The sequence below is a fragment of the Mycobacterium sp. Soil_C_30 genome, from assembly GCF_057656995.1.
On the sequence record NZ_JBDGJH010000025.1, the window covers coordinates 48,685 to 66,871 of the forward strand.

General features: G+C 66.6%; 18 protein-coding genes and 4 tRNA genes. 12 read left to right on the top strand and 10 right to left on the bottom strand.

All coding sequences use genetic code 11. The features are described from left to right. Nucleotides 1-133: 133 nt before the first annotated feature. The 6 genes from AC3A6P_RS31105 to pstB all read left to right on the top strand — a co-directional run bounded on the left by AC3A6P_RS31105 (nucleotide 134) and on the right by pstB (nucleotide 5,954). Complete coding sequence (locus tag AC3A6P_RS31105) at nucleotides 134-949, top strand: winged helix-turn-helix transcriptional regulator (protein WP_487696236.1); 816 nt, start codon at nucleotides 134-136, stop codon at nucleotides 947-949. Next, nucleotides 946-1,833 (top strand): mycothiol synthase, encoded by an 888-nt coding sequence (mshD, locus tag AC3A6P_RS31110; RefSeq protein WP_487696237.1) that lies wholly within the window; start codon nucleotides 946-948, stop codon nucleotides 1,831-1,833. Before AC3A6P_RS31105 ends, mshD begins: the two co-directional genes overlap by 4 nt. 176 nt (nucleotides 1,834-2,009) lie before the next feature. After that, nucleotides 2,010-3,152: a phosphate ABC transporter substrate-binding protein PstS gene (gene pstS / locus AC3A6P_RS31115; protein WP_487696238.1), complete on the top strand. Its 1,143-nt coding sequence runs from the start codon at nucleotides 2,010-2,012 to the stop codon at nucleotides 3,150-3,152. A gap of 52 nt (nucleotides 3,153-3,204) precedes the next feature. After that, nucleotides 3,205-4,254 (top strand): phosphate ABC transporter permease subunit PstC, encoded by a 1,050-nt coding sequence (gene pstC / locus AC3A6P_RS31120; protein ID WP_487696239.1) that lies wholly within the window; start codon nucleotides 3,205-3,207, stop codon nucleotides 4,252-4,254. Further along, nucleotides 4,251-5,165 carry a phosphate ABC transporter permease PstA gene (gene pstA / locus AC3A6P_RS31125; protein ID WP_487696240.1) on the top strand — a complete coding sequence of 305 codons (915 nt, stop codon included), beginning with the start codon at nucleotides 4,251-4,253 and terminating at the stop codon, nucleotides 5,163-5,165. The genes pstC and pstA overlap by 4 nt, the downstream gene beginning before the upstream one ends. A 12-nt stretch (nucleotides 5,166-5,177) precedes the next feature. Then, on the top strand, nucleotides 5,178-5,954 hold the full coding sequence (pstB, locus tag AC3A6P_RS31130) for a phosphate ABC transporter ATP-binding protein PstB (protein ID WP_487696241.1): 777 nt from the start codon (nucleotides 5,178-5,180) through the stop codon (nucleotides 5,952-5,954). Nucleotides 5,955-6,021: 67 nt separating this feature from the next. Here the strand turns inward: pstB and phoU are convergent, their stop codons facing one another. The 5 genes from phoU to AC3A6P_RS31155 form a co-directional block, all read right to left on the bottom strand. Next, complete coding sequence (gene phoU / locus AC3A6P_RS31135) at nucleotides 6,022-6,690, bottom strand: phosphate signaling complex protein PhoU (protein WP_487696242.1); 669 nt, start codon at nucleotides 6,688-6,690, stop codon at nucleotides 6,022-6,024. A gap of 99 nt (nucleotides 6,691-6,789) precedes the next feature. After that, nucleotides 6,790-8,850 (bottom strand): LCP family protein, encoded by a 2,061-nt coding sequence (locus AC3A6P_RS31140; protein ID WP_487696243.1) that lies wholly within the window; start codon nucleotides 8,848-8,850, stop codon nucleotides 6,790-6,792. A 194-nt stretch (nucleotides 8,851-9,044) separates the two neighbouring features. Then, nucleotides 9,045-10,193 carry a tRNA dihydrouridine synthase DusB gene (gene dusB / locus AC3A6P_RS31145; protein ID WP_487696303.1) on the bottom strand — a complete coding sequence of 383 codons (1,149 nt, stop codon included), beginning with the start codon at nucleotides 10,191-10,193 and terminating at the stop codon, nucleotides 9,045-9,047. Between the two features lie 31 nt (nucleotides 10,194-10,224). Further along, nucleotides 10,225-11,229 carry an acyl-ACP desaturase gene (locus tag AC3A6P_RS31150; protein WP_487696244.1) on the bottom strand — a complete coding sequence of 335 codons (1,005 nt, stop codon included), beginning with the start codon at nucleotides 11,227-11,229 and terminating at the stop codon, nucleotides 10,225-10,227. Between the two features lie 177 nt (nucleotides 11,230-11,406). Next, the gene (locus tag AC3A6P_RS31155; RefSeq protein WP_487696245.1) at nucleotides 11,407-11,991 is read right to left on the bottom strand and encodes a TetR/AcrR family transcriptional regulator; all 585 of its coding nucleotides are present in this window, start codon (nucleotides 11,989-11,991) and stop codon (nucleotides 11,407-11,409) included. Nucleotides 11,992-12,054: 63 nt separating this feature from the next. Between AC3A6P_RS31155 and AC3A6P_RS31160 the strand changes: the two genes are divergently transcribed. Then, nucleotides 12,055-13,074 (top strand): oxygenase MpaB family protein, encoded by a 1,020-nt coding sequence (locus AC3A6P_RS31160; protein WP_487696246.1) that lies wholly within the window; start codon nucleotides 12,055-12,057, stop codon nucleotides 13,072-13,074. Here AC3A6P_RS31160 and AC3A6P_RS31165 read toward each other — a convergent pair. Next, on the bottom strand, nucleotides 13,053-13,328 hold the full coding sequence (locus AC3A6P_RS31165; RefSeq protein ID WP_487696247.1) for a DUF2510 domain-containing protein: 276 nt from the start codon (nucleotides 13,326-13,328) through the stop codon (nucleotides 13,053-13,055). The genes AC3A6P_RS31160 and AC3A6P_RS31165 overlap by 22 nt on opposite strands. 319 nt (nucleotides 13,329-13,647) lie before the next feature. Here AC3A6P_RS31165 and AC3A6P_RS31170 point away from each other — a divergent pair, with 319 nt between their 5' ends. Beyond that, nucleotides 13,648-14,748 (top strand): serine/threonine-protein kinase, encoded by a 1,101-nt coding sequence (locus tag AC3A6P_RS31170; RefSeq protein WP_487696248.1) that lies wholly within the window; start codon nucleotides 13,648-13,650, stop codon nucleotides 14,746-14,748. On the opposite strand, the gene AC3A6P_RS31175 is transcribed toward AC3A6P_RS31170, so the two are convergent. The 3 genes from AC3A6P_RS31175 to AC3A6P_RS31185 form a co-directional block, all read right to left on the bottom strand. Further along, a complete protein-coding gene (locus AC3A6P_RS31175) occupies nucleotides 14,738-15,607 on the bottom strand; it encodes a DNA-methyltransferase (RefSeq protein ID WP_487696249.1) in 870 nt (289 codons plus the stop codon). The two genes, AC3A6P_RS31170 and AC3A6P_RS31175, sit on opposite strands and share 11 nt — an antisense overlap. Before the next feature lie 10 nt (nucleotides 15,608-15,617). Continuing rightward, nucleotides 15,618-15,977 (bottom strand): DUF732 domain-containing protein, encoded by a 360-nt coding sequence (locus tag AC3A6P_RS31180; protein ID WP_487696250.1) that lies wholly within the window; start codon nucleotides 15,975-15,977, stop codon nucleotides 15,618-15,620. Nucleotides 15,978-16,092: 115 nt separating this feature from the next. Further along, a tRNA-Lys gene (locus AC3A6P_RS31185) sits at nucleotides 16,093-16,168 on the bottom strand. A 166-nt stretch (nucleotides 16,169-16,334) separates the two neighbouring features. Between AC3A6P_RS31185 and AC3A6P_RS31190 the strand changes: the two genes are divergently transcribed. From AC3A6P_RS31190 to AC3A6P_RS31200, 3 genes are all read left to right on the top strand, one after another. Continuing rightward, nucleotides 16,335-16,407 (top strand) — tRNA-Glu (locus AC3A6P_RS31190). Between the two features lie 49 nt (nucleotides 16,408-16,456). Further along, nucleotides 16,457-16,530, top strand: a tRNA-Asp gene (locus AC3A6P_RS31195). Nucleotides 16,531-16,562: 32 nt separating this feature from the next. Continuing rightward, a tRNA-Phe gene (locus tag AC3A6P_RS31200) sits at nucleotides 16,563-16,639 on the top strand. Between the two features lie 28 nt (nucleotides 16,640-16,667). On the opposite strand, the gene AC3A6P_RS31205 is transcribed toward AC3A6P_RS31200, so the two are convergent. After that, nucleotides 16,668-17,477: an SDR family oxidoreductase gene (locus AC3A6P_RS31205; RefSeq protein ID WP_487696251.1), complete on the bottom strand. Its 810-nt coding sequence runs from the start codon at nucleotides 17,475-17,477 to the stop codon at nucleotides 16,668-16,670. A 65-nt stretch (nucleotides 17,478-17,542) separates the two neighbouring features. Here AC3A6P_RS31205 and AC3A6P_RS31210 point away from each other — a divergent pair, with 65 nt between their 5' ends. Further along, nucleotides 17,543-18,139, top strand: a complete 597-nt coding sequence (locus tag AC3A6P_RS31210) for a TetR/AcrR family transcriptional regulator (RefSeq protein ID WP_487696252.1) — start codon at nucleotides 17,543-17,545, stop codon at nucleotides 18,137-18,139. The last annotated feature ends 48 nt before the right edge of the window (nucleotides 18,140-18,187 follow it).

An 18,187-nucleotide genomic window follows, 5' to 3' on the forward strand; every position in this document is an offset into this window, starting at 1 on the left:
TGTGGCCCAGGCGGTGGCCGGCGAACCGGCGGATAGGGGCCGGGCCGCTCCCACCCGGCCAAATAGCAGGTTGGGCGCTATCGTTAGGTGATCTCGGTCGGTAACAGCGATGTGTCGGCCATGAATCTGGGAGATGTTCTTCCGGTTGCTGGAGGGTCAGTTGGACTTACTGTTACTCACGGTCGACCCGCATCCAGAGTCAGTTCTGCCGTCGTTGTCTCTGCTGGCTCACAGTGTGCGGTCAGCGCCGACGGAGGTTTCCTCGTTGTTGGAGGCGGGGACGGCGGACGTTGCGATTGTCGACGCGCGTACCGATCTGGCCGCCGCGCGCGGCCTGTGCCGGCTTCTGGGGTCGACGGGTACGTCGGTGCCCGTCGTCGCCGTGGTCAACGAGGGTGGTCTCGTTGCGGTCAATGTGGAGTGGGGACTCGACGAGATCCTGCTGCCGAGTACCGGCCCCGCCGAGATCGATGCGCGGCTTCGGCTGCTCGTCGGCCGGCGCGGCGGCATGGCGAACCAGGAGAGCGCGGGCAAGGTCAGCCTCGGTGAGCTGGTGATCGACGAGGGCACCTACACCGCGAGGTTGCGCGGCCGACCGCTCGATCTCACCTACAAGGAATTCGAACTGCTCAAATATCTCGCGCAGCATGCCGGGCGGGTGTTCACCCGTGCGCAGTTGCTGCAGGAGGTGTGGGGCTACGACTTCTTCGGCGGTACCCGTACCGTCGACGTCCACGTGCGACGGCTGCGCGCAAAGCTGGGGCCGGAGTACGAATCGCTCATCGGGACGGTGCGCAACGTCGGCTACAAGGCGGTGCGGCCCGCACGCGGACGGCCGCCGACGCCGGCGGACGCAGAGCTCGATGACGACGATCTCGACGACGACGACGGCTTCGACGACTCGCCCGAGGACGTCAGCGGCTCGTTGGCCGAGCAGCTGCGCAAGTGACCCGAGTCCAGTGGCGCTCCGGGCTCTCCGCGTCGGAGCAGCAGGCGGTACGGCAGATCATCGACGCCGCAACGGAATTCGATGGTGTCGCGCCGGTCGGTGAGCAGGTTCTGCGTGAACTCGCCCACCAGCGCACCAGGCATCTGGTCGCCACCGACGATGCCGGCGAAGTCCAGGGTTACCTGAATCTCACCGACGACATGGCTGAACTGGTGGTCGGGCCCCGCTCCCGCCGCCGCGGTATCGGGTCCACCCTGATCACCGCCACGCTCGAAGAAACCGGCGGCGACCGCAGCTTCTGGGCACACGGAACGTTGCCTGCCGCGAAGGCCGTCGCCGCTGCGCTGAAGCTGACACCGGTACGCGAACTGCTACAGATGCGACGTTCGCTGCATGACGTTCCTGACGTCGAGGTCCCAGCCGGAGTACAGCTGCGGTCCTACGCCGGGCCGGCAGATGACGCCGAACTGCTCAGGGTCAACAACGCGGCGTTCGCCTGGCACCCCGAACAGGGCGGCTGGACCGACGCCGATATCGCCGAACGCAAAGCCGAGGCATGGTTCGACCCCGATGGCCTGTTCCTGGCCTACAGCGCCGATGCCGACAACGGCGGGCAACTGTTGGGGTTCCACTGGACCAAAGTGCACGACGGCGCCGAGAGGATCGGTGAGGTCTACGTCGTCGGCGTCGACCCCGCCGCGCAAGGCAAGCGCCTGGGACACACCCTGACGGTCGCGGGTTTGCAGTATCTGGCGCGGCAACTGGCCGACGTCACCGACCCCGCGGTGATGCTCTACGTCGAATCCGACAACACCGCCGCGGTGCGTACCTACGAGCGTCTGGGCTTCACCGTGTACAGTTCCGACACCGCTTACCGGGCGTGAGATCGCCCACCCTCAGACGACTCACAGCTGGGTGAAACGCCTCGTTCACTCAGCTGTTCACCCTGCGTTCACCTCACATGAGGATGCCGTCCATTAGTGCCGCATAACTTCCCCGGAGGAAAAGCACTGGATGCCCGGTCCTGAAGGACGGGCGTGCTCATGAGAAAGCGGGATAGGTGAAGCGCAACTTCTTCGGCAAGGCATTCCTGACGACCGTATCGGCGACGGCCATCGCCGGTCTGACCCTGACTGCGTGCGGTAGCGACAACAACACCGGCACGTCCGGCACGTCCGGCTCGGCCAGTGGCACCGCCGCCGCCGGTTCCGCCGACTGCGGCGGCAAGAACGAGGTGACCGCCGAGGGCTCGACCGCCCAGCAGAACGCGGTCGCGCTGTTCAACCAGGTCTGGGGCCAGGCTTGCCAGGGCAAGAACCTGTCCTACAACCCCACCGGTTCCGGCGCCGGCCGCGAGCAGTTCATCGCCAAGAACGTCGATTTCGCCGGCTCGGACTCGGCGCTGAAGGACGATCAGATCGCCGCCGCCGCCGAGCGTTGCGGTGGCAACCCGGCGTGGCACCTGCCGCTGGTGTTCGGCCCCATCGCGATGGCCTACAACATCGAGGGCGTCGACAAGCTGGTGCTCAACGGTGACACCCTGGCCAAGATCTTCCAGGGCCAGATCAGCAACTGGAACGACCCGGCCATCGCTGCGCTGAACGAGGGCACCACCCTGCCCGACAGCCCGATCACGCCGATCTTCCGCTCGGATTCTTCGGGCACCACCGACAACTTCCAGAAGTACCTGACCGCAGCCGCCCCGCAGGCGTGGACCAAGGGCGACGGCAGCGAGTTCCAGGGTGGCGCCGGCGAGGGCGCGCAGAAGTCGGCCGGCGTCGTGCAGGCCGTGCAGGCCACTCCCGGTGCGATCGGCTACGTCGAGAAGGGCTTCGCCGAGCAGGCCGGCACGCCCTTCGCGCAGATCGACACCGGCAGCGGCGCGGTCGAGCTGACCGACGAGACCGCGGGCAAGGCCATCGACGCGGCCACCTTCGCCGGTGAGGGCAACGATCTGGTGCTCGATCTGAACTCGATCTACGGCACCACCGAGTCGGGTGCCTACCCGCTGGTGCTGGCCACCTACGAGATCGTGTGCTCCAACGGTTACGACGCCGACACCGCCGCCGCGGTCAAGTCGTTCCTGACCGTGGCAGCCAACGACGGCCAGGCCGGCCTCTCCGACGCGGGCTACGTGCCGCTGCCCGACGCCTTCAAGGAGCGCCTCCTGACCTCCATCGACGCCATCGGCTCGACGGCCTAGGTCTTCGGTAGCGCCACAGCAGGATTGAAGAGAAGATTGGGTGCGAAGACGAATGACCGATAGGGTCGAAGTGACAACACCAAATCCGCTGAACGCGGGTTCGGGCGAGGCCATGGCCACGCCCTTCCCGGAGCCCGAGCCCATCTCCACGGATCCGTCCAAGGGCACGAAGGTCCGCCCCGGCGACCGCATCTTCCGCGCATTGGCGGAGGGCTCCGGCGTCCTGATCGTCGTCATCATCGCGGCGATCGCTTTCTTCCTGCTGTGGCGCGCCATCCCGGCACTCGCCCGGAACGAGGAGAACTTCTTCCTCTTCGGTGGCAACTGGGTCACCACCGACACCTCGGCGATGCACTTCGGCATCCTGGACCTGCTCCAGGTGACGGTGTTCGTCTCGGTGTTCGCGCTCGTGCTGGCGATGCCCGTCGCGTTGGGCATCGCCATCTATCTGACGCAGTACGCGCACGCCCGGGTCAAGGGACCGCTCGCCTACATGGTGGATCTGCTGGCCGCGGTGCCGTCGATCATCTACGGCGTGTGGGGGCTCTACGTGCTGGCCCCGGCGCTGCGTCCGTTCGCGGTCTGGCTCAACGAGAGCCTCAGCTGGCTGTTCCTGTTCGATACCGGTAACGCGTCGGTGGCCGGCGGCGGCACCATCTTCACCGCGGGCATCGTGCTCGCGGTGATGATCCTGCCGATCATCACCGCCGTCACCCGCGAGGTGTTCGTCCAGACGCCGCGCGGCCAGATCGAAGCGGCACTGGCGCTGGGCGCCACCCGCTGGGAGGTCGTGCGCACCACGGTGCTGCCGTTCGGTATGTCCGGCTACATCAGTGGTGCGATGCTCGGTCTGGGCCGCGCGCTCGGTGAGACCATCGCCCTGCTGATCATCCTGCGCGGTACGCAGACAGCCTTCGGCTGGTCGCTGTTCGACGGTGGCTACACCTTCGCCAGCAAGATCGCCTCGGCCGCCTCCGAATTCAACGACCAGTACAAGGCGGGCGCTTACATCGCCGCGGGTCTGGTGCTGTTCATCCTGACCTTCGTGGTCAACTCGCTGGCCCGCGCCGCGGTTTCCGGAAAGGACAGGTCCGCATCATGACCTCGACGCTTGATCGGCCGCTGAAGTCGCCGACGTTCCAAGCCGTCAGCGGCCGCCGCAAGTTCACCAACAACCTGGCCACCGTCTTGGTGACGGCCTCGGTGCTGGTGGCGCTGGTGCCGCTGGTCTGGGTGCTGCTGACGGTGATCGTCAAGGGCATCGGGGCGGTCACCTCGAGCACCTGGTGGCTGAACTCCCAGGCGGGTATGACCGCGTTCGCCGCGGGCGGCGGCGCGTACCACGCCATCGTCGGCTCGCTGCTGCAGGCGCTCGTCTGCGCCATCATCTCCATCCCGGTCGGTGTCTTCGTCGGCATCTACCTCGTCGAGTACGGCGGCGGGACGCGACTGGGCAAGGTCACCACCTTCATGGTCGACATCCTGACCGGTGTGCCCTCGATCGTGGCTGCGCTGTTCATCTATGCCCTGTGGGTGGCGACCTTCGGTTTCCAGCGGTCCGGGTTCGCGGTGTCGCTGGCCCTGGTGCTGCTGATGATCCCGGTGATCGTGCGTTCCACCGAGGAGATGCTGCGCATCGTGCCGATGGACCTGCGCGAAGCCAGTTACGCCCTGGGTGTGCCGAAGTGGAAGACCATCGCGGCCATCGTGATCCCCACCGCGCTGTCGGGCATCGTCACCGGCATTCTGTTGGCCCTGGCCCGCGTCATGGGTGAGACCGCCCCGCTGCTGATCCTGGTGGGCTACGCCCAGGCCATCAACTTCGACATGTTCAGCGGTTTCATGGGCTCGCTGCCCGGCATGATGTTCGACCAGACCTCGGCCGGCGCCGGCGCGAACCCGGTTCCCACCGACCGCCTCTGGGGTGCCGCCTTCACCCTGATCGTCATCATCGCCGTGCTCAATGTCGGTGCGCGATTCATCGCCAAGTTCTTTGCCCCCAAAAAGGTCTAGGAGTATCTGAAAATGGCCAAGCGTCTCGACCTCAAAGACGTCAACATCTACTACGGCTCGTTCCACGCCGTGCAGAACGTCTCGCTGGCGGTGCCGCCGCGCAGCGTGACCGCGTTCATCGGCCCGTCGGGCTGCGGTAAGTCGACGGTGCTGCGCACGCTGAACCGTATGCACGAGGTGATCCCGGGCGCCCACGTCAAGGGTTCGGTGCTGCTCGACGGCGACGACATCTACGGCTCCGGCGTGGACCCGGTCGGTGTGCGCAAGACCATCGGCATGGTGTTCCAGCGGCCGAACCCGTTCCCCACCATGTCGATTCGCGACAACGTGGTCGCGGGCCTGAAACTGCAGGGCGTGCGTAACAAGAAGACGCTCGACGAGACCGCGGAGCGCTCGCTCAAGGGCGCCAATCTGTGGAACGAGGTCAAGGACCGTCTCGACAAGCCCGGCGGCGGCCTGTCCGGTGGCCAGCAGCAGCGTCTGTGCATCGCCCGCGCCATCGCCGTGCAGCCCGACGTGTTGCTGATGGACGAACCGTGCTCGGCGCTCGACCCCATCTCGACGCTGGCGATCGAGGACCTGATCTCGGAGCTGAAGCAGGACTTCACCATCGTGATCGTCACGCACAACATGCAGCAGGCCGCTCGGGTCAGCGATCAGACCGCCTTCTTCAACCTCGAGGCCACCGGTAAGCCGGGTCAGCTCGTCGAGGTGGACGACACCGAGAAGATCTTCTCCAACCCGACGCAGAAAGCCACCGAGGACTACATCTCCGGTCGTTTCGGATAGCCGCTCTGAGAAAACGAAATCCCCTGAAACCTGCGAGGTTTCAGGGGATTTCTCTATCGGGCTGGATTCAGTGCGTCGAGTACAGGTCGGCTTCGACCGGTAGCTCGCCGGTGGTCTGGAAGATGACCCGGCGGGCGATCTCGACGGCGTGGTCGGCGAAACGCTCGTAGAAACGGCCCAGCAGGGTGACGTCCACGGCCGCGGCCACACCGTGCTTCCACTCGCGGTCCATCAGCACGGTGAACAGGTGTTTGTGCAGGTCGTCCATCGCGTCGTCTTCTTCGCGGATCCTGGCGGCCTTCTCGGGGTCACCGGTCTTGAGCACCTCTTGAGCGCTGTGACCCAGTTCGACGGCCACGCGGCCCATCTCGGCGAAGTAGCCGTTCACTTCCTCGGGCAGGGCGTGCTGCGGGTGCCTGCGCCGGGCGATCTTGGCGACGTGCAGCGCCAGAGCGCCCATCCGGTCGATATCTGCGACGATCTGGATGGCACTGACGATCGAGCGCAAATCACCGGCCACCGGTGCCTGCAGGGCAAGGATATGGAAAGCCCGCTCCTCGGCCTGGGCGCTCAGTGCCGTGATCTGCTCGTGGTCGGTGATGACCTGCTCGGAGAGAACCAAGTCGGCCTGCAGTAGAGACTGGGTGGCTCTTTCCATGGCAACTCCGGCCAGACCGCACATCTCGCCGAGTTGCGCAGCCAGAGTCGCAAGTTGCTCCTGGTAAGCGGTACGCATGTGCCAAGCCTACGTTGATGCGCACCCAAAAGGCATGATGTACCAGGTGAACGACGGGTGAATGGCGCGGGACCCCTCAGCGCGAGGAGTTTGCTGTCGCTATTCGCATGTGGTGTCGGCGCCGTTGGTGACCGTCAGATCCTCCGGCAGCTCGGTGGGTTCGCCAGAAGTCTCACCCTGGGTGACTTCCATGCTGATCCCCGAACCGGCGGCCTCCGGCGCAGACACCGAGGAGAAATCGGGACCGAGCACCACCTGCACGGTGTCACCCAGACCGGTCATCTGCTCCACGGCCGGGATACCGAGCGCGGACGCCACGGTGGCGGCTGCCTGCTCGTTGCCGGGGGAGTACATCACGGTGGTGCGTTCCAGGCTGATCGGGTGATCGTCGGGCGCGTCGACGGTGAAACCGAACTGCTGGAACGCGCTGCTGGCCGAGGACCCCAGCCCGGTCTGGCCGGTGGAGTTGGCGACGTGGACGCTCACCTCGCTGGGATCCAGCGTCACTGCGTCCACCATCCGCGTCGACGGTTCCTCGGGTGCGGAGGTCTCCGTGGTGGGTGTTGTCGTTTCGGAGGTACTGGTCTCGCTGGAGGTGACCGGAGTGGTGGTCTCGTTCTGGTCGTTCTCGCCGGGCAGCGGCTCGTCGTTGATGATGGCGCTGAACAGGGCGCGGATATCGTCGGTGCGGGGCTGTTCGTTGCCGTACTCGTCGGCGTAGCCCGTGGTGGGCACGGTGATGAAGGTGATGCGTCCGGCGGCGACACCCTGCAGTGACTGGCCGAGATCGACCAGATCCTTGGTGCCGATGTTGTCGACGTAGCTGTCGTTGATGAACATGTTGACGACGTTGTTGAGCTTCGTCAGCGAGAAGAACGTCTCCTTGGAGATGAGCGAACGCAGCAGCGAGGACAGGAACAGCTGCTGGCGTTTGATCCGGCCGTAGTCACCGTTGAACTCGGTGGTCACCTGGCGCGCGCGCACATAGTTGAGGGCGGTGTGCCCGTCGACGGTCTGCCGGCCGGCGTTGGCCAGGACGGTGCCCAGCTCGTAGTCCTCGAGCGGAATGGTGGAACACACCTCGACACCACCCAGGGCGTCGACCATCTTCGCGAACCCGGCGAAGTCGATGGCCATGAAGCGGTTGATCGACAGGCCCGAGATCTTCTGGATGACCTTCACCAGGCATTTGGGGCCGCCGTATGAATACGCGGAGTTCAGCTTGGTCTCGGTGTACCACATGTCAGGCCCGTAGGTGCCCGACTCCTCGTCGTAGAGCGGCCCGTACTCACCCGTCTCGGGGTTCCACGGCTCGCACTCCATCGGTGTGATGGCCAGGTCGCGGGGGAAGGACACCGCCACCACACGATCGCGGCTGGCGGGGATGTTCACCAGCATCACGGTGTCCGAGCGGGTGCCGCCCGCATCCTCGGTGGTGCCTGCGCCCATCTCCTGGTTCTGGCCGAACCGGCTGTCGGTGCCGACGATGAGGAAGTTCTCGTCACCGAACTGGGCGTTGGGGTCGACGATGTCGCGGGAGTCCAAATCGAGCGCGGCGACGTTGTTGAGGTTGTTGTTCTTCGAGGAGTTCCATTGCCATGCGCCGCCCGTCAGCGCCAGGGCCAGCACGGCGATCAAGGCGGCGACGGCGCGCCCGGCCAGCAGAGCCGATCGGCGTCGTCGGTGCGGGGGAGCCACCAGCGCGAGGTCTTTGGCGGCAGGTACCGCGGGCAGATGGTCGACGACGGCGGGCAGGACCGTGGTCTCCTCGGCAGCGTTGCCGTCGGTGTCGCGCCTCGGACCGAGGGCCGCGAGGTCGGGGATCTCCGACGCGTAGGCCGACATCGTGGGCAGCGTGGGGGGATCGTTGACGGCAGGCTCGGAGGCGTCGTCCGCGTCGGATCCGGGCTCGTCGTCGCGCAGGTGTGACCGGCGCAGCGACTCCGGGACACCGCCGGTCAGTTTGGCGAAGAGGTCCGCGACGGTGACGCCGTCGGTGTGGTTGCCTTCCGGGCCGTCGTCAGTGGTTTCTGAATCCGATGCGCGCTCCCACGGCGCGGCGCCTGGCGTCGGCTGCGAAGATCGGGTAATCCACTGATTGTCCCCGTCAGGTTCCGACGCCCGGTGCTGGCCAGGAGTGGCGTTGTCGCCGTCACTCATGTCCGTATCGGGCCTCCGGCTCTGATGAGGTCTGTCATACCCGGGATCGGGTCAGACGCGGTCCACGGCGTTGTGTCGCGTCAAAGGTTCCTTAGTCTTTAGCAGCACAAGTGGGAACTTCGCTACTCGAGTGCGCGGAACGTACACATGTTACTGACGCAAACTGAGAAGACCTATGTCGAGTAAGTCTCGATTCAGCCTCCGGAGTGCATAGCGTCGGCGCCCGCGGGGACCGTGCAGTCCTCCGGGTCGTCGAGCCAACCCTCCGGCAGTGTCACCGACGACGGCGAGCCCTGTCGTCCACGCGGTCCGCTGGCCGCAGGCGGGAACGGAACATCTGCTTCGAGTCCGTCGAGCAGGGTGCTGAGTTCCTCACGGGTCTTGACCAGGGCCAGCGCCCGACGGAGATCGGAACCGACGGGGAAGCCGTGCAGGTACCACGCCACGTGCTTGCGGATGTCGCGCATGCCTTTGTCCTCGCCGAAATGTTCGGTCAGGAGCTCTCCGTGGCGGCGGATGATGTCGGCGACCTCGCCCAGCGTCGGGGGAGTGGGCATCGGCGAACCGGTGAACGCCGCCGAGAGTTCGGCGAACAGCCATGGCCGCCCCAGGCAGCCGCGGCCGATCACCACGCCGTCGCAGCCGGTGCCGGCCATCATGGTCAGGGCGTCGTTCGCGTCGAAGATGTCGCCGTTGCCGAGCACGGGGATGGTCTGCACATGCTGCTTGAGCTGGGCGATCTGCTCCCAGTCGGCGGCGCCGGAGTAGCGCTGGGCGGCGGTGCGCGCATGCAGGGCCACCGCTGCGGCGCCCTCCTGCTCGGCGATGCGCCCGGCATCCAGATGGGTGTGGTGCTGGTCGTCGATGCCGATCCGGAACTTCACCGTGACCGGGACGTCGGTGCCCTCGGTGGCGCTGACGGCAGCCCGGACGATCTGTTCGAACAGCCGGCGTTTGTAGGGCAGTGCGGCACCTCCGCCGCGCCGGGTCACCTTGGGAACCGGGCACCCGAAGTTCATGTCGATGTGGTCGGCGAGGTTCTCGGTGACCACCATGCGGGCCGCCTCGTAGGTGTACTTCGGATCGACGGTGTAGAGCTGCAACGAGCGCGGCGATTCCTCGGGGGCGAACGTCGTCATGTGCATCGTCACGGGGTGGCGTTCGACGAGGGCGCGCGCCGTCACCATCTCGCAGACGTACAGACCGCTGACGGTCCCGACGCGTTGCTGTTCGAGTTCACGGCACAACGTCCGGAAGGCGACATTCGTCACACCCGCCATCGGCGCCAGGACGACGGGACTGGGCAGCGTGAATGGCCCGATCCGCAGTGCGGGTCGGGCCATCGCGGTGGTACTGGTCAATGCAGTCGAAGCCTCACGCTGTGGAGGAAGTGGTCACCAGGAGGTTCTTCATGGCCTTCTTCTCGGCCACCTGGCGTTCGCGCTCGAGACGGCGCTGCTTGGCCACCTCGAACTTCTGGCAGGCGTCCTCGAGTTCCTCGATCAGCAGGCCGAGGTCGTCGCGCAGGGCGGCCGCTTCGCCGGTGAAGTCCTCGCGTTCGAAGATGCGCCACTTCTTCAGGATGGGCATCACCACGTCGTCGAGGTGGATACGCGGGTCGTACACACCGCCGACGGCGATGATGACGGCCTTGCGGCGGAACGCCGGCACCGTGTAACCGGGCATCTTGAAGTTGCGCAGCACCCGGTGCAGCGACTTCATCGCCTGGTTGGGGGCGATGTCCAGGCCGGCGGCCGAGACGTCGCGGTAGAAGATCATGTGCAGGTTCTCGTCCGCCGAGACCCGCGCCAGCAGCTGGTCGGCGATCGGGTCGTGGCATTCCTTGCCGGTGTTGCGGTGCGAGACGCGGGTGGCCAGCTCCTGGAACGACACGTACATCACCGAGTCGAACAGGCTCTCGGCGAACAGGTCGCCCTGCTGGTTCTGGCCCGGGGAGAAGCCGCGGGTCACCTGTTCCATGCGGGTGACCTCGAGTTCGACGGGGTCGATGGCGCGGGTGACGACCAGGTAGTCGCGCAGGGCGATGCCGTGCCGGTTCTCCTCGGCGGTCCAGCGGTTGACCCAGTAACCCCAGGGTCCGTCCATGCTGAAGTTCATCGCGATCTCGCGGTGGTACGACGGCAGGTTGTCCTCGGTGAGCAGGTTCTGCACCATCGCGGTCTGCGCGACTTCGGAGAGCTTCGACTGGCCGGGCTCCCAGTCCTGGCCGCCGAGGGCGTACCAGTTCTTGCCCTCCTGCCAGGGGATGTAGTCGTGCGGGTTCCAGTCCTTGCGCATCGCCATGTGTCGATTGATCTTCTGCTCGACGACGGGCTCGAGTTCATGCAGAAGCTGCAGGTCGGTCAGGTCTTGCGACATGCGTCCTCCGGTTATCTGTACCTGTTGGTTGCAGTCAATATATCTGTGTACCTCAGTACCATTCAAGTTCCCCCGCCTGGTGTGTCCGAATGCGCGCTCGATCGTGATGTGTGAGAGCGCCCATCGGAACCGATGTTCTGTGTCGGGGTACCCGGTCGAGGCCGACGCCAGTCCCGGTCAGGACAGGCTGGCCCGGCTCATGATGGTGTCGACGCAGAAGTCGATGAACTGTTCGCGCGTGGCGCCCAGCCGGTGCTCGAGGTACGCGGTGAACAGCGCGGTCAGGCCGCCGATGAGGCTGGTGGCGGCCATGTGGGCGATCACCGGATCGGTGATCTGGGTGAGCTTGCGCTGCAGGAGGTCGATGAAGTTGGGCATCCACTCCGCTCCGGAGCGGGTCAGCACCGGCTCGACCTCCGGCGCCAGCAGCAGTACGCGGCCGCGGATGGGGTCGTCGACCATGAGGGCGACGAAGCGTTCCACGGCTTCGCGTGGCGTGGTGGCGGAGACCAGCGTCGACATCGCCTTGGCGCACACCGCGTCGTACACCGCGCGGACGAACTCGTCGCGGTCGCCGAAGCTCTCGTAGAAATAGCGTTCGGTCAGGCTGGCGCGGCGGCAGACCGCTCGGACCGTCAGCGCGGGTCCACCTTCGCCGCCCAACAGTTCGATGCCGGCGTCGACCAGTTCGTCACGCCGGCGAGCCTGGCGGTCTTCCAGTGGGACACCGGACCAACGGCCACGACTTTGACCGGAAGTCACTTCACTCCTAAACTTCTGACAACTCGCGTAGTCACTTCGCTCTACCGACGGGACACTCCATTGGTGACTCAAGATACTTCCGGGGCATCTTCGCTGACCAGTGAAGCGGCAGCAACAGGCTGTCCGGTTTCGGCCGCCGGATACGGCGCCCCGCCGCGACCGCTCGGGCCCGGCACGCTCACCTGGAAGTACTTCGGGGACTGGCGCGGCATGCTGCAGGGGCCGTGGGCCGGCTCGATGCAGAACATGCATCCGCAGCTCGGAGCGGCCGTCGAAGAACACTCCATCTTCTTCACCGAACGCTGGCCCCGGCTGCTGCGTTCGCTGTACCCGATCGGCGGGGTGGTGTTCGATGGCGACCGCGCGCCGATGACCGGCGCCGAGGTCCGCGACTACCACGTGGGCATCAAGGGGGTCGACGCCCAGGGCCGGCGCTACTCCGCACTGAACCCCGACGTCTTCTACTGGGCGCATTCGACCTTCTTCGTCGGCACGCTGATCGTCGCGGAACGGTTGTGCTGGCGCGGTATCTCCGAGGCCGACAAGCGGCAGCTCTTCGAGGAGCACAAGCAGTGGTACCGGATGTACGGCATGAGCATGCGGCCCGTCCCGGACACCTGGGAGGATTTCCAGCGCTACTGGGAGCACATGACCACCGAGGTGCTGGAGAACAACTGGGCCGCCCGTGAGGTGCTCAATCTCGACGAGCTGCCCAAGCCGCCATTCGCCGCCGCCATGCCGGATTGGTTGTGGGCCCTGCAGCGTCGATTCGTGGTCAAACCGTTCTTCGTCTGGTTCACCGTCGGACTGTACGACCCGGCGGTGCGACGACTGATGGGCTACAGCTGGTCGGAACGCGACGAGAAGTGGCACCGTCGCTTCGGCAAGCTGGTGGGCCTCGTGTTCACCGTCGTTCCCAAGCGCTTCCGCATGCATCCGCGCGCCCGGTCGGCATGGGACCGCGCCACCGGGCGGCTGCCCGCGGATGCGCCGCTGGTGCACACCCCGGCGCGCAACCTGCCGCCGGTGGAGCACCGCAGCAACGGGATGCACTACACGGGTCAGGAGAAGACGGGCGGGTAACGGCCGTAGATGCCGCGCGGGTCGCCGCTCATCGCGAAGCGGTGCTCCAGATCGGCCCGGGCCCGCAGGCCCGCGTGGCGGATGGCGCGGGCCCGGCGCCGCCGTCGCAACCGGACCGCCAGGATGATCACCGTCAGCGCCGCCAGGGTGACGTACCAGCCGTTCGCCAAAAGCCATGCCGCGCAGAGTAATCCGCACACCGTCACGAGCGGGTGGCGGCGCCAGTACGGCCTCGGCGCGTGCTGCAGTGGCATCGCACCGATCATACGTCCGCGGCGTATGCACCGATCGGGTTTCGACGTCGCCGCCCCCGGCGCGTTGAACCGGGATCCCCATCCGTGCGTGATGTGATGGGAGCACACGAGCGACGAGGTGAGGCCCATGTCGGCGATGGTCACAGCATGGCTGGTCGGTCCTCCGCTGGCTGTGGGATATGCCCTGCTGATGCTGCGCGGCACAGCGTGGGCGGCGCGAGCATGGGATCGTCGGCATCCACATCCCTGAGTGCGCTTGGGCGGGGACTGGATACCGCGGTGTGAAGGCCACGACACCTTGACCGGCTACGGTAGACCCATGCTCGCCCCCGAACTGCTCGGCGGCCGCTACGAGCTGCGGGGCATCCTCGGCCGCGGTGGCATGGCCGAGGTGCGGGAAGGCTGGGACGTGCAGACCGGCCAGCCCGTGGCCATCAAGCTGCTCTACCCCGGCTACAACTCCCATCCGGACTATCTGCGCCGGTTCTGGGTCGAGGCTGCGTCGGCAGCGGCGTTACGGCACCCCAACATCGTCACGGTGTACGGCAGCGGCCAGCACAACGGCACCCCCTTCATCGTCATGGAACGGCTGCCCGGGCGCAGCCTCGCGGATCTGATCGCCCAGGGTCCGGTGCCGCCCGATCATGTCCGGACGATGCTCGACGACGTGCTCAAGGCGCTGGCCACCGCTCACGCGATGGGCATCCTGCACCGCGACATCAAACCGGCCAACATCCTGTTCTCCGCGGCGGGGCAGGCGCAGGTCGCCGACTTCGGCCTGGCGAAGGGGCCGGACACCCACCGCACCGAAACCGGCCAGATCATGGGCACCATGGCCTACATGAGCCCGGAGCGGCTCGCGGGCCGCGACGCCACGGTGGACGACGACCTCTACGCCGTCGGTGTGGTGGGCTACGAGGCGTTGACCGGGCGACGGGCGTTTCCGGAGGAGAACCTCGTCGCGCTGGCCCAGGCGATCACCGAGAATCCACCGCCCCCGTTGTCGGTGCTGCGCCCCGATGTCGATCCGCAGCTGTCGGCTCTGATCGACCGGGCGATGACGCGCGAGGCGTCCGCGCGGTTCCACAGCGCCGAGGTCATGCGCGCCGAGCTGAACAATGTCGGCGGTGACCCGGTGACGGGACCGATTCCTCCGATACGGCCACCGACGGCGGTGCGCAGCAACCCGCTGCCCCCGAGTGTCGTGCCCGTTCCGGTTCCCGTTCCGATGGCGCGGAACAGGCGTTCGGGACGCACCGTGCTGCTGATCGCGTTCGTGGTGTCGTTTCTGGTGGCGCTCATCGTGGGGGCCGGCGCGTTCATCCTGGGCGCGGCGACCCAGCGCTCCCAGGACCAGTCCAACCCGTTGACCACCTCGCTGGCTCCGGAGCCGGTGGTCACCGTGGCAACTAGCCCTTGATGCGGGTGCGGGTCAGTTCTATTGCGGTGGAAGAGATGTCGATGCCCACCCAGGAACGGTTGAGCTGCTCTGCTGCCACAAGCGTTGTGCCGCAACCGCAATAAGGGTCCAGTACGACGTCTCCCTCGTTGCTCGAGGCGGCGATGACGCGGTGAAGCAAGGCCAGTGGTTTCTGGGTCGGGTAGCCCACTGCTTCGGGCTGGTTACCGCGGAGCGCATCGAGGTTCCACACGTCGCGAAGGCCGACCATGGTGTAGTAGCGCGAGTCCGGTGCGGGTTCCTGGAAGATCTCTACGTTCTTGAAGCCGTATTTGTGGGTCAGGTACGACTTCTCCTTGCCGGCGTGGAAGGTGTGCACGGCAGCGTCTTTCACGTACAGCAGCAGGATGTCGTGTTTGCGGCCGAACCATCGCTTGCTGGTGCCCCCGGTCCGGTAGCTCCACACGATCTCGTTGAGGAACCCGGTGCGGTCCTCGGCGAAGATCGCGTCCAGCAGAACCTTCGCGTAGTGACTCATCGTGGGATCGCAGTGCAGGTACAGCGAGCCGGTCGGTTTGAGTGCGCGGTGCAGTTCCCGCAGCCGCGGTATCAGGTGCACCAGATAGGCCAGGGCCGGGCCGGGGCCCAGCAGTCCGTGGACGGCCTCGATGACACGCGCTTGGGTATCCGGGGCGTCGGCGAGGACGGTGGCGTAGCCACCCTCGGTCTCGGGCGTCCAGCGCCAGGTGTCGGTGAACGTCGCGTAGTCGCGATTGGAGTTGAACGGGGGATCGGCGTAGATCAGGTCCGCAGAGCCGTCACCGACCTCGGCGCGCAGGACGTCCAGATTGTCTCCGAGCAGAAGCCGGTTGCTCGCCACGGGTGGTGGGCTACCGCACGATGGTGCCGTACTGCGGGCAGTACAGGCTGACGGCCGCGCGCATGACGCTGACGGCCTGACCCTTCTCGAGTCCGTTGTTGGTCAGGGTGGTCACCACGCCACGGACCACCGGGACCGGGTTCGGGCCGGCGGCGCCGTTCTGCGTCAGGAGGGTGCAGATGTCGTGGCCGAGTTTGACGGCCTTCTCCGGGGATTCGACGGGGATGTTCAGGGCCGAGACGATCTTGGTGAACTGGTCGTCCTGCGGGGTGTTGGCCGTGGCGCTGCCCGTGCCGAGCACCAACGCGCTGCCACAGGCGGCTGCGGCGATCGCCGTCGCGGCGGATCGGGTGATCAGGCGGCTGAACATCGTGGCTCCTCGCTTCTCGGGCGCTGTCCATGACCATAGCGGTCGGAACACATTCATTCGCGATGAGTATCGGCAGGTCTGTGACAGTTGTTACCAACCGCCTGGCGGGCCTGCGTGGTGCCCCCACCAGGGCTCGAACCTGGGACCTGCGGATTAAAAGTCCGTAGCTCTACCAACTGAGCTATAGGGGCGCGGGCATCAGGATAGCGCCTACTCGCGACCGCCTTGAACAACGTCTCCGGTGAGCGGGTTCGTGGTCTTTGGACAGCGAGTTTGAGGATTCGGCTACCTGTGCCCTAAGCTATCGAAGCTCCCAACGCGAAGGCGCTGCGAGTGCCCCGGAGAGATTCGGATTAGGCCCCCATCGTCTAGTGGCCTAGGACGCCGCCCTTTCACGGCGGTAGCACGGGTTCGAATCCCGTTGGGGGTACGCAACGACGGTGACGTCGGAGCAAAGGTTGTACATGCAGGATGAGCAAGGCCCTGTGGCGCAGTTGGTTAGCGCGCCGCCCTGTCACGGCGGAGGTCGCGGGTTCGAGTCCCGTCAGGGTCGCAAGTTTGCGACGTAAGGCACGTGTGCCTTCCGGCCAGGTAGCTCAGTTGGTACGAGCGTCCGCCTGAAAAGCGGAAGGTCGCCGGTTCGATCCCGGCCCTGGCCACCATATCGGCGTGATCATCGACCGCCGTGGATCATCGACCGCCGAGTGCGGCCACCACGCCCCCGTCGACCAGCAGGTCGGTTCCGCTGATGTAGGTCGACGCCGGGCCGAGGAGGAATTCCGCGGCAGCGGCGATGTCGTCGGGTGTGCCGACGCGGCCGGCCGGCGATGCTGCCAGCATGGTCCGCATTCGGTCGCCCTGCGGCGAGGCGAGCTCCTGCTGACCCATCGGCGTGGAGATGATGCCCGGGCTGATGGAGTTGATGCGCGCCTTGCGACGGCCCCAGGCCCCGCTGGCGGCCCGGACGCGAATGTGGTTACCGCGCTTGGCGATCGAGTAGGCATGAGCCGGCTCTAGGACAGTGCGCAGGAACTCCAGCGACGACAGCTCCGCGGCCGGAGTGTGCGCCAGCGCGTGCTCCTGGTCGGCGGTCAGGGGCGCAATCAGGTGCCCGGCCATGCTCGCGACGACGACGCCTGCGCCGCCGGGGGCGATGACGGTGCCGAACTCGTCGAGCACCAGTGCCACCCCGCGCAGGTCGACGGCCAGGATGCGACGGGTGTCGCCCTGCGACGGCGACAGGCCCGCGGTGTGGGCAACCTGGGCGACGGGTCCCAGGGCGTCGGCTGCCTGCGCCAGCTCCCTGACCGAATCGGGGTCCGCGACGTCGACGTGGCGGGTGTGCACATCGTGGCCGTCGGCCCGCAGCGCCGACGCGGCGGATTCGAGCGTCGGGTTGTCGAAGTCCGCCAGCAGCAGTGCCTTTCCCGGACCGATGCGGCGGGCGATGGCCAGGCCCATACCGCCGACGCCGATGACGACGAGCACATCTCGGGACACCCTCAACCCCCCTTATCGAGACGTTATGTCTCGTTAATGCGACGGTACACCACTAGGCTTCCGGCATGACCGAACGGCGTCGGGGCCGGCCGCGTGATCAGGCCCTGCACGAGGCCATCCTGGAGACCACCCGCACGCTGCTGGCCGACGGCGGTTATGCCGAGGTGTCGATGGACCGGATAGCGGCCGCGGCCGGGGTGGGCAAGCAGACGCTGTACCGCCGCTGGCCGTCCAAGGCGCCCCTGGTGGCCGAGGCGGTCATGGACGCCGCCAGGCTGGTCGGCTCCGCCGACGTGCCCGACACCGGCGATGTGGCCGAGGACCTGACGCTGTGGCTACGCCGCATCGCCACCTTCGTCGCCCATCCCCGCAATGCCGAACTGGTGCGTGCGCTCGCCGCCGCGGCCGCGGCGGACCCCCACGAGGGTGACGCGTTGTACCGCCAGCTCACCGGCCCTCAGCACGACGCGCTGAAGCAACGGCTGCGCAAGGCGATCACCGCGGGGCAGGTGCGCGCCGACGCCGACCTCGAGGCGGTTGCCGATGCGATCATCGGCGTGGCGCTGTACCGGATGCTGGCCCGCACCGCTGACACCGGAACTGCGCCACCTGGCGAGGGGCTGGTCGACGTGCTGCTCAACGGCCTGAAGCCGCGGACGTGACACTGTCGGAGGTTTGGACACCTGTGGTTGCGGAAACAAGAGGGTCCG